Source organism: Arthrobacter sp. UYCu723, assembly GCF_054059215.1.
Genome location: NZ_JBSSBW010000001.1, coordinates 4,578,123 through 4,590,814, shown reverse-complemented (window position 1 = coordinate 4,590,814; position 12,692 = coordinate 4,578,123). Strand labels below are relative to the sequence as shown.

The 12,692-nt window shown below is 68.4% G+C and carries 12 protein-coding genes; 7 read left to right on the top strand and 5 right to left on the bottom strand.

Going from position 1 to position 12,692, the window contains the following annotated elements:
* Window positions 1-25: 25 nt before the first annotated feature.
* A complete protein-coding gene (locus ACVWZ8_RS21405) occupies window positions 26-484 on the bottom strand; it encodes a flavin reductase family protein (RefSeq protein ID WP_456506000.1) in 459 nt (152 codons plus the stop codon).
* A gap of 209 nt (window positions 485-693) precedes the next feature.
* Here ACVWZ8_RS21405 and ACVWZ8_RS21400 point away from each other — a divergent pair, with 209 nt between their 5' ends.
* The 3 genes from ACVWZ8_RS21400 (at window position 694) to nrdR (ending at window position 3,353) form a co-directional block, all read left to right on the top strand.
* Window positions 694-1,260, top strand: coding sequence for a hypothetical protein (locus tag ACVWZ8_RS21400; protein ID WP_456505758.1), 567 nt, complete (start codon window positions 694-696; stop codon window positions 1,258-1,260).
* Window positions 1,261-1,325: 65 nt separating this feature from the next.
* Window positions 1,326-2,720: a histidinol dehydrogenase gene (hisD, locus tag ACVWZ8_RS21395; RefSeq protein WP_456505999.1), complete on the top strand. Its 1,395-nt coding sequence runs from the start codon at window positions 1,326-1,328 to the stop codon at window positions 2,718-2,720.
* Window positions 2,721-2,861: 141 nt separating this feature from the next.
* Window positions 2,862-3,353 (top strand): transcriptional regulator NrdR, encoded by a 492-nt coding sequence (gene nrdR / locus ACVWZ8_RS21390; RefSeq protein WP_426977038.1) that lies wholly within the window; start codon window positions 2,862-2,864, stop codon window positions 3,351-3,353.
* 90 nt (window positions 3,354-3,443) lie between these two features.
* On the opposite strand, the gene ACVWZ8_RS21385 is transcribed toward nrdR, so the two are convergent.
* From ACVWZ8_RS21385 to map, 3 genes are all read right to left on the bottom strand, one after another.
* A complete protein-coding gene (locus tag ACVWZ8_RS21385) occupies window positions 3,444-4,202 on the bottom strand; it encodes an SDR family oxidoreductase (protein ID WP_456505757.1) in 759 nt (252 codons plus the stop codon).
* A 4-nt stretch (window positions 4,203-4,206) separates the two neighbouring features.
* On the bottom strand, window positions 4,207-5,010 hold the full coding sequence (gene ppgK / locus ACVWZ8_RS21380) for a polyphosphate--glucose phosphotransferase (protein ID WP_426977041.1): 804 nt from the start codon (window positions 5,008-5,010) through the stop codon (window positions 4,207-4,209).
* An 89-nt stretch (window positions 5,011-5,099) separates the two neighbouring features.
* The gene (map, locus tag ACVWZ8_RS21375) at window positions 5,100-5,978 is read right to left on the bottom strand and encodes a type I methionyl aminopeptidase (RefSeq protein ID WP_456505756.1); all 879 of its coding nucleotides are present in this window, start codon (window positions 5,976-5,978) and stop codon (window positions 5,100-5,102) included.
* 111 nt (window positions 5,979-6,089) lie between these two features.
* Between map and ACVWZ8_RS21370 the strand changes: the two genes are divergently transcribed.
* Window positions 6,090-6,254, top strand: a complete 165-nt coding sequence (locus ACVWZ8_RS21370; protein ID WP_426977043.1) for an SPOR domain-containing protein — start codon at window positions 6,090-6,092, stop codon at window positions 6,252-6,254.
* 130 nt (window positions 6,255-6,384) lie between these two features.
* Complete coding sequence (locus ACVWZ8_RS21365; protein WP_456505755.1) at window positions 6,385-6,984, top strand: YceI family protein; 600 nt, start codon at window positions 6,385-6,387, stop codon at window positions 6,982-6,984.
* Between the two features lie 6 nt (window positions 6,985-6,990).
* Here ACVWZ8_RS21365 and panB read toward each other — a convergent pair whose 3' ends face one another.
* Complete coding sequence (gene panB, locus ACVWZ8_RS21360) at window positions 6,991-7,938, bottom strand: 3-methyl-2-oxobutanoate hydroxymethyltransferase (RefSeq protein WP_456505754.1); 948 nt, start codon at window positions 7,936-7,938, stop codon at window positions 6,991-6,993.
* 264 nt (window positions 7,939-8,202) lie between these two features.
* Here panB and glnA point away from each other — a divergent pair, with 264 nt between their 5' ends.
* Window positions 8,203-9,543, top strand: coding sequence for a type I glutamate--ammonia ligase (glnA, locus tag ACVWZ8_RS21355; RefSeq protein ID WP_354190221.1), 1,341 nt, complete (start codon window positions 8,203-8,205; stop codon window positions 9,541-9,543).
* An 8-nt stretch (window positions 9,544-9,551) separates the two neighbouring features.
* Window positions 9,552-12,563 (top strand): bifunctional [glutamine synthetase] adenylyltransferase/[glutamine synthetase]-adenylyl-L-tyrosine phosphorylase, encoded by a 3,012-nt coding sequence (locus ACVWZ8_RS21350; protein ID WP_456505753.1) that lies wholly within the window; start codon window positions 9,552-9,554, stop codon window positions 12,561-12,563.
* The last annotated feature ends 129 nt before the right edge of the window (window positions 12,564-12,692 follow it).

Here is a 12,692-nt window from a genome sequence, read left to right as displayed (position 1 = left end):
CCGCCGTCGCTGCCCTGGTAACGACTCAGATCTCGTAGTCGAGCGGGACAGGCTGGCCGTATGCCCCCGAGTGGTAGAGCAGGGGAGTGCCGTCCTCGCCGACCTCGCCTTCGACCACCTCGACAACCACCACGGCGTTGTTCTCGAAGGAGAGCCGCATCTGGACCTTGCCGATCAGCCAGCCGGCGACGTCCTTCAGGATGGGCACCTCGTGGGGGCCGAGCTCCCAGTGGTCGCCTTCGAAGCGGTTGCTGGTCCGGGCAAAACGGTCGGCCAGCTCCTGGTTCTCCAGTCCGAGCATGTGCACGCCGATGTAGGTGGTGTTGGCCACCGCCGGCCACGAACTCGAGGTGCGCGCCATGTTGAATGTGAACCGCGGGGGCTTGGCCGAGAGCGACGCCACCGAGGTCGCCGTGAAACCGAACGGCACGCCGTTGTAGTTCGCGGTGATGATCGCCACTCCGGCCGCATGCCGGCGGAACATTTCCTTGAACGTTCCTTCGAAGGCTCCGTCGTCTGAGGCCACTGCGATCCAACTCCCTGCTGCACGTGCATGTGATGTACCTACCCTGCCAGCGTATTGCGTCCGCGATCGCCCGCGGTACTTGTTTACCCGGCCGTCATGAGGAACGTCATCCGGGGACGCCCGGTGTCATGTGCCCAGCCGGCGCAAAGCTTGTTAAGGTTTGTTGCATGACACAGCCCGCAGTACACGGCCCGGACGAGTATATGGAAGACGGCCAGGGACAGCCCGCTCCGGAGCGTGGGCGTGGCCGCCGCTCAACGCCGTGGCGGAAGGCCGCGGCCATCACCGCGGCCGGCGTGCCGCTGGGGCTGCTCTGGTGGGTGCTGGCGCCAGCGGGCCTGAACCTGCTCTCGGGCGACGCGGCCCTGCGGAGCGGCAGCAACCCGGAGACCTGGCTGCCCCGGGATCTGGTGCTGGCCGGGCTATTCCTGTTCGCCGGCTGCATTGCCGGAGCCCTGGTCTCCGGCACGAAAGACCAGGGGCCGTCGGCGCGGGACGTTGTCATCGCCGTTGTCGCCGGGGCGCTGGGGGCGGTCATCGCCTGGCGAACCGGAGTGCTGTGCGGCTTCTGGTGGGGGCCGGCGGCGGACGCCTCGGACAGCGCGAGCACCGCCTTTTCGCTGCGGTCTTACGCAGTCCTGGCCATCTGGCCGGCCGCCGTCGCCCTCTCCGTCTTCTTGGGCGGTGTCGTCTCGACTCCCCGGAAGCCTGCGTCCGGGGAACCCGCGGCGTAACAGCGTCAGGGCTCCCCGGTGCCGGCACGTAAAATGTAGGGGTGACCCTTACTCCTGACAGCCCCGTGCCCCCGGAAACTGCGCCCCCGGTATCCACCGACCTGACTTTCCGCACCGTTGATCTGCGCGGCCGGCGGCTGACCCTGGCAGGGCTCCGCGCCGCAGTGCCGCGGGCGCAGACCGGCACCATGGCCGACGCCGAAGAGAAGGTCCTCAGCATCATCTCGGCGGTCCGCAGCCGCGGCTTCGAGGCCCTTCGCGAGCTGGCCCTGACGTTCGACGGCGTCGAGCAGCAGCACCCCCGGGTCCCCGCGGAGGCCCTGGAGGCAGCGCTGGCCGGGCTCGATCCCGCGGTGCGGGCAGCCCTGGAAGAATCCATCCGGCGGGCCCGCCGTTTCGCCGACGCCCAGCGCCCGGCGGACACCGACGTCGAACTCGGCGAAGGCGCCGTGGTCAGCCAGAAGTGGGTCCCGGTCGCCCGGGTGGGCCTGTACGTTCCCGGCGGCCTCGCCGTGTATCCGTCCTCGGTGATCATGAACGTCGTCCCGGCCCTGGCCGCCGGCGTCGAGTCCATCGCCCTGGCGTCGCCGCCGCAGAAGGACTTCGGCGGTCTCCCGCACCCCACGATCCTCGCGGCGGCCTGCCTGCTGGGCATCGAAGAGGTCTACGCGATCGGCGGGGCGCAGGCCATCGCGGCGTTCGCCTACGGCATCCCCGCCGACTCCGGGACGGAGGGCGACCCCGGCGCGGGCCTGGACCCGGTCGACGTCGTCACCGGCCCCGGGAACATCTTTGTCGCCACCGCCAAGCGGCTGGTGAAGGGCGTCGTCGGCATCGACTCCGAGGCCGGCACCACGGAAATCGCGATCCTGGCCGACTACACGGCCCGGCCGGACCTCGTAGCGGCCGACCTGATCAGCCAGGCCGAACACGACCCCAAGGCTGCCTCCGTACTGTTCACGGATTCGGAGGATCTGGCCGCCGCGGTGCGCACCGAGCTGGAGCGCCAGGCCACCGCCACCAAGCACAGCGCGAGGGTCCGCGAGGCCCTCTCCGGCCCGCAGTCCGGCATCGTCCTGGTGGACGACCTGGAGCAGGGCATTGCCGCCTGCGACGCCTACGCGGCGGAACACCTGGAAATCATGACGGCCGACGCCGCCCGGGTGGCTGGCCGGATCCGCAACGCCGGGGCAATCTTCGTGGGCGACTACAGCCCTGTCAGCCTGGGGGACTACTGCGCCGGATCCAACCATGTGCTGCCCACCAGCGGCACCGCGGCTTTCTCCTCGGGATTGAACGTGGCCACCTTCCTGCGCGCCATCCAGGTCATCAACTACAGCCGGGCGGCGCTGGAACAGGTCAGCGGGCACATCGTGAGCCTCTCCGGCGCGGAGGACCTGCCCGCCCACGGCGAGGCCGTCACGGCCAGGTTCAGCACAGGGTTCAGTACATGCGCCTGACCACTACATGTAGTAATTACAGGCTTGTTATTCAGCTACATCTAGTCGTAAACTGATGACGACAGCAGACTGCCGGTGCCCACTCCGGTGTTCATTGGCGCTGGGCGGCTTGTCCAGGATTGCGACAGGGGAGGAAACGACGTGTATTGCCCGTTCTGCCGTAACCCTGATTCCCGCGTGGTGGACAGCCGGATCGCCGACGACGGCTCAGCCATCCGGCGCCGCCGGCAGTGTCCCGAGTGCGGCCGGCGGTTCACCACCGTCGAGACCACCAGCCTGACCGTCATCAAGCGCTCCGGCGTCGGCGAACCGTTCAGCCGCAGCAAGGTCATCAACGGCGTCCGGAAGGCCTGCCAGGGCCGTCCCGTGACCGAAGACGACCTCGCCATGCTCGCGCAGGAGGTCGAGGAGACCATCCGTGCCTCCGGCGCCGCGGAGATCGACGCCCACGAAGTCGGCCTCGCCATCCTCAACCCGCTGCAGAAGCTGGATGAGGTCGCCTACCTGCGCTTCGCGAGCGTGTACCAGGCCTTTGAATCCCTCGAGGACTTCGAGTCCGCCATCTCGCTGCTGCGCCACGAGGCCGGCGCGAAGGGCCTGGAGGGCAAGAGCTCGCAGAAGAGCCCGCTCTAGGCTCCCGACCAGGACGCCGGACCATAGACTCCGGTGGTGGCAGCGGAGGGGAAGCCGCGGCCACCACCGGCTCCAACCCACCGGGTGGAGTCATCTGCCGCCGGACACCGGCAGCACGGCGCCGGTGATGTACCCGGCCTCGGCAGACAGCAGCCAGAGCACGGCGGCCGCGACCTCGTCCGGCTCGGCCCCGCGTCCCATCGGAATTGTGGAGTTGAGCCGTTCCACCCGGTCCGGCATGCCCGCGGCCGCGTGCAGCCCGGTGTTGGTGCTTCCGGGGGCCACACAGTTCACCCTGATGCCCTGCGCCGCCACTTCGGCCGCAAGGCCCACAGTCAGCACGTCCACGGCGCCCTTGGACGCCGCGTAGTGCACCCACGTTCCGGGCGAGCCGGCTTTCGTGGCGGTCGAGGAGATGTTGATAATGGAGCCGCCGCGGCCTCCGCGGTCCCGGCTGAGCCGCCGCACGGCCTCCTGGCAGACAAAGATGAGGCCGGCCGCGTTCACCTCGAGGACGCGCCGGACCGTGGCCGCGGGCACGTCCGCGAGGGGTCCGATCAGGTTGCCGGTGATCCCGGCATTGTTGACGCCGGCGGCCAGCGGACCCAGCGCCCGGGCGGCGTCGAACAAGGCCGTCACGGCGTCGGGGTCGCCGACGTCCGCCCGGACTGCCAGCGCGGAACCGCCCCCGGCGAGGATGGTGCCGACCACCGCGTCGGCGCCGTCGGCGTCGGCCGAATAATTGACGAGGACGGCGTACCCGGCGCGAGCGGCCCGCAGGGCGATCGCCGCGCCGATGCCGCGGCTGCCGCCCGTGACGATGACGACGTCGGGCCCGGAGTCAGCCATGGTGCTACTTGGCCAGTTTGTGCTTCAGCGCGATCTCGATCGCGGCGCCGACGATGCCGGCGTCGTTCTTCAGCTCCGCCGGGACAATCGGCGTGCGGAGCTTCATCCGCGGGAGGTACTCGTCGGCACGCTTCGAGATGCCGCCGCCGACGATGAACAGCTCGGGGGAGAAAAGGAACTCAACGTGGGAGAAGTAGCGTTGCAGCAGCACGGCGTACTCTTCCCAGCTGAGGCCGTCCCGCTCACGGGCCACGGCCGAGGCCTTGCTCTCGGCGTCGAATCCGTCAATTTCCAGGTGGCCCAGCTCGGCGTTGGGGACGAGCTTGCCGTCGAAAATGAAGGCGGAGCCGATCCCGGTGCCGAGCGTGATGACCAGCACGGTGCCTGCCACGCCTTCGCCGGCGCCGTAGCGGGCCTCGGCCAGGCCGGCGGCGTCGGCGTCGTTGATGACCTCCACGGGGCGGCCGAGGCGGGCGGTGAGCAGGGCATCGATGTCGAGGTCCAGCCAGGCTTTGTCGACGTTGGCCGTCGAGTGCACCACGCCGTGCTGGATGATGCCCGGGAAGGTCACGCCGACCGGGGAGTCAGGGGCCGGGGCGTCGGGACGCTTGGACAGCTCGGCCACGACGTGCGCTACGACTTCGGCGACAGCCTCGGGAGTTGACGGCTGGGGGGTGGGCACGCGGAGCCGGTCACCCACCAGCTTGCCCTTCTTGAGATCGACAATCCCGCCTTTGATCCCGGTACCGCCGATGTCAATCCCGATCAGCAGGGAGTTCTTGTGCGACTTCTCGTCCTTCTTGGCCAATGTGGTTCCGTTCGTGGCAGGGGGCGGGCTAGGAAAGGTGCGGCCCAGGGCCGGCGGCGAAGACGGGATCTTCGGGGGACGTGCAGGGCTCAGGGGAGGGTGAGGACCTCGGCGCCGGACTCGGTCACCAGCAGGGTGTGTTCGAACTGGGCGGTGCGCTTGCGGTCCCGGGTCACCACCGTCCAGTCATCCGCCCACATATCCCAGTCGACGATCCCCAGGGTCAGCATGGGTTCAATGGTGAAGACCATGCCGGTCTCCATGACAGTGTTGTAGGCGGGGGCGGCGTCGTAGTGCGGAATGATCAGCCCGGTGTGGAAGGCCTCGCCGACGCCGTGTCCGGTGAAGTCGCGGACCACGCCGTAGCCGAAGCGCTTGGCGTAGGACTCGATGGTCCGTCCGATCACGTTGATTTCGCGGCCCGGCGCCACCGCACGGATGGCGCGGTTCAGCGATTCCTGGGTGCGCTCGACGAGCAGCCGGGATTCCTCGTCGACGTCGCCGGCCAGGAAGGTGTAGTTGGTGTCGCCGTGCACGTCGCCGATGAACGCGGTGATGTCGATGTTGAGGATGTCGCCGTCCTGGACGACGGTGCTGTCCGGGATGCCGTGGCAGATCACTTCATTCAGCGAGGAGCACAGTGACTTGGGGAAGCCGCGGTAGCCGAGGGTGGACGGGTACGCCTTGTGGTCGAGCAGGAACTCGTGGCCCACCCGGTCCAGCTGGTCGGTGGTGACACCGGGCTGGATGTGCTTTCCGACCTCCACGATCGCCTGGGCTGCGATCCGTGAGGCAATCCGGATCTTCTCGATGGTCTCCGCCGTCTTGACCTCCGAGCCGGTGAACTTCGCCGGTGACGGCTTCCCCACGTATTCAGGGCGCGGGATGGACGCCGGCACGGGAAGCTGCGGGCTGACTGTTCCCGGGACGAGGGTGCCGATTGGTGCAGTCGAGGCGAGAGAAGGCATAGATTGATCATATAAGGCCCCGGCCGAAGGCCGGAAAACAAAGCGGAAACACAGCGGAAAACATTTCCGGAAAACAACTCCGGAATGTACGGCGGAACAAGAGGAGTAGCGATGCCCGAATACTGGTACAACGTCAAAACCCACGAGGTCGAGGAAGACGCCTTGTCAGACTGGACCCAGTTGATCGGACCCTACAAGACACGTGAGGAAGCCGAGCACGCCCTCGAAAAGGTCCGGGCCCGCAATGAGGCCTGGGAAAAGGGCGAGGACGACTAACACCGTCAACAGGCACCCCCAGTGCCGCCGTCGGGTTCTGCGAACCACGCCTGCTCCGACGGCCACCCCCAGCCAAGCGGTATTACACAAGTCGGGATACCGGGCCTGCCGGAACCCAAGGAGGCAAATCATGGCCGAACTCAAGTCAGAATACTCAGGGCGTTGGCGGTTCGATCCCACCCATACGCGCATCGGATTTTCCACCCGCCACGCAATGGTCACCAAAGTTCGTGGAGCTTTCAATGACTTCGAAGGCTTGATCACGGTCGACGCCGAGAACCCGGAACGCTCGAAGGTTGAGCTGACTGTCGAGGTCGGGAGCATTGATACCCGCAACGCCGACCGCGATCAGCACCTGCGGACCAACGATTTCTTTGACGCCCCCCGGTTCCCGGAGATCACCTTCGTGAGCAGCCGGGTAGATCAGGTGGACGAGGGCCACTTCATTGTCAGCGGTGACGTGACCATCCGAGGCGTCACCAAGGAGATTTCCATCCCGATCGACTTCATCGGCGTCGAGCGGGATCCCATGGGCAACCTCCGGGCAGGTTTCGAGGGATCCCGTCGAATCGACCGCCAGGATTTCGGGCTCAAGTGGAACACCGCACTGGACTCCGGCGGTGTGCTGGTGTCGGACAAGATCACCCTGGAGTTCGAGGTGTCCGCTATCAAGAGCGAGGTCAGTGCCGGAACCCCCGAGGGCCAAGGCAGCACTGGCCCGGCCAACTGAGATGACTCAGAAGGAGTGCTCGGGGCCGGGGAACTGCCCTGAACGCACGTCCTCGCCGTAGGCCTTGGCGGCGTCGCTCAGAGAGGTGCGCAGATCCGCGTACTGCTTGACGAACTTCGCCATCTTGCCGCCGCGCAGACCCGCCATGTCCTGCCACACCAGCACCTGGCCCGTGGTTGCGTTGCCCGCGCCGATGCCGATGGTCGGAACCGCCACCGCAGCGTCCACGGCGGCCGCCGTCTCGGCCGGAACCATTTCCATCAGCACGGAGAAGGCGCCGGCATCGGCCAGTGCGACGGCGTCGTCAATCAGCCGCTGGGCATCATCGCCGCGGCCCTGGACCCGGTAGCCGCCGAGCGCGTGTTCGCTCTGCGGGGTGAAGCCGATGTGCGCCATCACCGGGATGCCGGCCTGGACCATGGCCCGGACGGTCTCGGCGTAGAACGTGCCGCCCTCGATCTTGACGGCGTGCGCGAGGCCCTCCTTGAGGAAGCGCACGCCAGTGGCCACCGCCTGCTGGGGGGAGACCTCGTAGCTGCCGAACGGCAGGTCCGCGACCACCAGGGCGCGCCTGGCCGAGCGCGCCACGGCGCGGCACAGCGGGATCAGCTCGTCCACGGTCACCGGGAGGCTGGTCTCGTTGCCGAAGACGTTGTTGGAGGCCGAATCGCCTACCAGGAGGACTTCAATGCCGGCCTGGTCAAAGATCTCCGCCGTGTACTGGTCGTAGGCGGTCAGCATGGCGAAGTGTTCTCCCTTGGCCTTTGCGTCTCGCAGGTGATGGGTGCGGATCCTGGCGGCAGGCTTCCGGGAGGCGTCCGGCGCCGCTGCGTCCGACGGCGCCGCGTCCGCTCCTGCGCCGGGCGTCGCGGGACTGATGCCTGCCGGGCCGTTGCCGTAGGGGGCCGCAACTTCTACGGGCGTGCTTGAATCGGGGCTGATGCTTGTGGCCATGGCACGAGCGTAGTGCGATACCGCGCGTACTAGCTACCGGGTACCAAAGCGGGAACCGGTGAATCGCGTCACAACGGCGCGCGGAAAACGTCCCCGCTCCGGACCGGCCGGGGCGTATTTCCGGTTCCTTGTGTTAACGCTGTGTTACGCGGGGCGGCTGCTCCAGCAATCGGTGGCAATGCTTAGTAAAGTGAACGGTGAGCAGCTGCGGACCCATGCACGAAGGGCCTGGGGCACGGACGAATGAACCGGAAAGAGGCCAGTATGGACCGCCAGCAAGAGTTTGTCCTGCGGACGATCGAAGAGCGCGATGTGCGGTTCGTGCGTTTGTGGTTCACCGACGTCGTGGGATCGCTGAAGTCCGTGGCGCTGGCGCCGGCGGAGGTGGAGGGCGCCTTTGAGGAAGGCCTCGGCTTTGACGGCTCCTCCATCGAGGGACTGGCCCGCGTCTTCGAATCGGACATGCTGGCCCAGCCGGACCCCGCCACCTTCCAGATCCTGCCCTGGCGCGGTGAGACGGAAGCGACGTCGCGGATGTTTTGCGACATCCTGACGCCCGACGGCGAACCCTCCGCCGCGGATCCGCGCAATGTGCTCAAGCGCAACCTGGCCAAGGCCGCGGACATGGGGTTCACCTGCTACACGCATCCCGAGATCGAGTTTTACCTGCTGAAGTCCCAGCAGCCCGGACCCGACGGTTCGCCGGTCCCGGTTGACGAGGGCGGCTACTTCGACCACGTCCCGGGCGGCGTGGCCCAGGATTTCCGCCGCACGGCCGTGACCATGCTCGAGTCGGTCGGCATCTCGGTGGAGTTCAGCCACCACGAGGCTGGCCCCGGGCAGAACGAAATCGACCTTCGCTACGCCGATGCTTTGCAGACCGCGGACAACATCATGACGTTCCGCACCGTGATCAAGGAAGTCGCGCTGCAGCAGGGAACCTACGCCACCTTCATGCCGAAGCCCTTCACGGCGCATCCGGGATCCGGCATGCACACCCACTTCTCGCTCTTCGAGGGCGACACGAATGCGTTCTACGAGGCCGGCGCCGAGTTCCAGCTCTCCGAGACCGCGCGGCAGTTCATCGCCGGCATCCTCAAGCACGCCCCCGAGTTCACCGCCGTCACCAACCAGTTTGTGAACTCCTACAAGCGCCTGTGGGGCGGGGGAGAGGCACCGAGCTACCTCAGCTGGGGCCACAACAACCGCTCCGCCCTGGTCCGGGTGCCGCTCTACAAGCCCGGCAAGGGCCAGTCAGCCCGGATCGAGTACCGCGGCATCGACTCCGCCGCCAACCCCTACCTGGCCTACGCCGTGCTCCTGGGCGCCGGGCTCAAGGGCATCGAGGAAGGCTACCAGCTGCCCGCCGCGGCCGAGGACGACATCTGGTCGCTGAGCTCGGCCGAGCGCCGCGCCATGGGCCACGACCCGCTCCCGGCCAGCCTGCACGATGCCATCCGGACCATGGAGGACTCCGAGCTCATGCCGCAGATCCTCGGCGAGCAGGTATTCGAGCACTTCCTGCGCAACAAGCGGGCCGAATGGCAGGACTACCGCCTCCAGGTGACGCCCTACGAACTGCAGCGCAACCTCGGCATCCTTTAGGCGCCCCGGTGAGCCTGGCACGACGCCTCATTGCCGCCGGATTCAGTGATCTGGAGAAGGGCGAACGGTTCCTGGCCGCCCCGGAACTGGAGGGACTGGACCAGGAGGTCCTGTTTGCCGGGCTGCAGCTGGCGGCCAACCCGGACACCGCCCTGCAGTCGCTGGTCCGGCTGATCGAGAAGCACCCGGCGCTGCGGAAGCTGGCCGCGGCGGAGCTGGAGACCAGCGAACCGCTGTACCGGGTGCTGGGCGCCTCCGAGGCGCTGGGTGAATTCCTGATCCGCCACCCCGAGCACCTCGACGCCTTCGAGGTGACGGCCAGCCCGGAGCCCCGCGCGGCCGACGCCGCGGTCCTGCGCGCCCGGCTGCTGCAGTCCGTGCGCGCCGATCCGAAATCCGCCCGGCCGGTCGCCGGCCTCTTGGGGCAGGAGGGCTACGAAGCGCTCCGCACGGCCTACCGGCGCGGCCTCGTCGAGCTCGCCGTCAAGGATCTCTGCGCCGCCGATCCGCTGGACTTCCTGCCCGCCGCGGGCGCCGAGCTGGCCGACCTCGCCGGCGCCGCCATCGAGGCGGCCCTCGCCGTTTCCCGGGCCGAGGCCGCCGAGCACTTCAGCGCCGCCGAAGTGGCCGACGTCGGGCTCGCCGTGATCGGCATGGGCAAGTGCGGCGCCCGCGAACTGAACTACATTTCCGACGTCGACGTCATTTACGTGATCGAATCCGGTGAGCTGGAGGATTCCCGCGCCAACACCATCGGCACCGCCCTCGCCTCCGGCATCTCGCGGGCCATCATGTCCACCGGCCGCGAACCCGGGCTATGGGAGGTCGATGCCAATCTGCGGCCGGAGGGAAAGTCCGGCCCGCTGGTCCGGACGCTTGCCTCGCACGAGAGCTACTACGCCCGCTGGGCCGAGAGCTGGGAGTTCCAGGCCCTGCTCAAGGCGCGGACCATCGCCGGCGACACCGACCTGGGGGCCCGCTACGAGGCGGCAGTCGCGCCGCTGATCTGGTCCTCGGCCGGCCGCGAGGGATTCGTGGAATCGGTCCGGTCCATGCGCCGCCGGGTCACCGAGCACATCCCCGCCGAGGAGGAACAGCGCCAGATCAAGCTCGGCCGCGGCGGGCTGCGCGATGTCGAGTTCACCGTCCAGCTGCTGCAGCTGGTACACGGAAAATCCGACGAATCGCTGCGCCGCCGCGACACCACCTCCGCCATCGCCGCGCTGTCAGCCGGCGGCTACATCGGCCGCTCGGACGCCGCCGAGTTCGACCGCGACTACCGGTACCTGCGGCTGCTCGAACACCGGATCCAGCTCTTCCAGTTGCGCCGCACCCACCTGATGCCGGTCCAGGAAGCATCGCTGCGCGCCCTGGCCAAGTCCGTGCTCGGCCCATTTTCCAGCGAGCGGCCCAAGCCCGATGCCCTCGTGGCCGCGTGGCGCAGGACCAAGCGCTCCGTCCGCGAGCTGCACGACCGCATCTTCTACCGGCCGCTGCTCAACACGGCCGCGATGCTCAGCAGCGAAGAGGCCCGGCTGACCCCGGAGGCCGCGCAGGGGCGGCTCGCGGCACTGGGCTATCTCGATCCGCAGGGCGCCATGCGGCACATCGAGGCGCTCACCGCCGGCGTCAGCCGCCGCGCCGCGCTCCAGCGCCAGCTGCTGCCGATCCTGCTGGGCTGGCTCGCGGACGGCGTGGATCCCGATGGCGGGCTGCTGGCCTTCCGCCGGGTCAGCGAGGCGCTGGGCACCACGCACTGGTACCTGGGCCTGCTCCGGGACTCGACCGCCGCGGCCGAGCGCCTCTGCCACGTCCTCGCGAACTCCCGCCTGATTGCCGACCTCCTCGAGGTCTCGCCCGAATCCGTGGCCTGGCTCGGCTCGGACAAGGAACTCGTGCCGCTGAGCTTCGAGGCGCAATGGCAGGAGATCGCCTCCAAGATGTCCCGGCATGCGGAACCGGAAAGCGCCATGCGCCTGATCCGGCTGATCCGACGCCGGGAAATCCTGCGGATCGCCATCGCCGACAGCGCCGGGCTGCTCGACCAGGACCAGGTCGGGACTGCGCTGGCGGACACCGACCGCGCCGCCGTGCTGGGGGCCCTCCGGGTGGCGGAAACCATGGTCACCGCGGAGGAGCCGCTCAAGACGCACGTGCTCGTCGTGGCCATGGGACGCCAGGGCGGACGGGAAATCGGCTACGGCTCCGACGCCGATGTCATGTACGTCCACCGCGGCCTGCCGGGCGTTCCCGACGAAGAAGCCCAGAACCAGGCCGCCCAGATCGTCGGCAGGCTTTCCAACCTCCTCACCCAGCCGCTGAGACCGGCCATCCTCGCCGAACGCGTGCTGGCGGTCGACGCCGACCTGCGGCCCGAGGGCAAGAGCGGGCCCAGGGTGCGATCCCTGGATTCCTACGCCGAGTACTACCGGCGGTGGTCCCTGATCTGGGAGGCCCAGGCGCTGTTGCGTGCCCGGCCGATGGCCGGCGACGACGAGCTGGCCCGCGATTTCGTGGCGCTGATCGACCCCATCCGCTACCCGGCTGAGCTCTCCGAGCACGACGGGCGGGAGGTCCGCCGCGTCAAGGCGAGGGTCGAGTCGGAGCGGCTGCCGCGCGGAGCCGACCCCGCCCGCCACCTGAAGCTTGGCCGCGGCGGCCTGAGCGACGTCGAATGGCTCACCCAGCTGCTGCAGCTCCAGCACGCCGGACGGTACCCGGAGCTGCGGACCACCTCCACCGTGGAAGCCCTCGAGGCGGCGGCCGGCCTGGGGCTGCTGGCGGAGGACGACGTCGACGTCCTGCTCCGGTCGTGGCGGCTGGCCAGCCGGATCCGGTCCGCCAACGTGATCTGGACCGGCCGGGCCTCGGACCTGCTGCCGTCCTCCCGACGGGACCTTGAGGCCGTGGCGCGCTGGTGCGGTTACGGCCAAGGAAATGCCGCCGCGCTCGAGGAGGACTACCTGCGGCTCAGCCGGCGCGCCCGGGGTGTGTTCGAGCGGGTCTTCTACGGCCAGTGAACCCTGTCCAGTGAACCTGTCCAGTGAACCTGGCCGGCGGGGGTGCACGAAGGCGTCCGCTGAAATGCGGGTAGCCTCTATAGGTACTTTGCCGGTCTCCTGAGTCCGGCTGCCGCACCTTATCCGCAC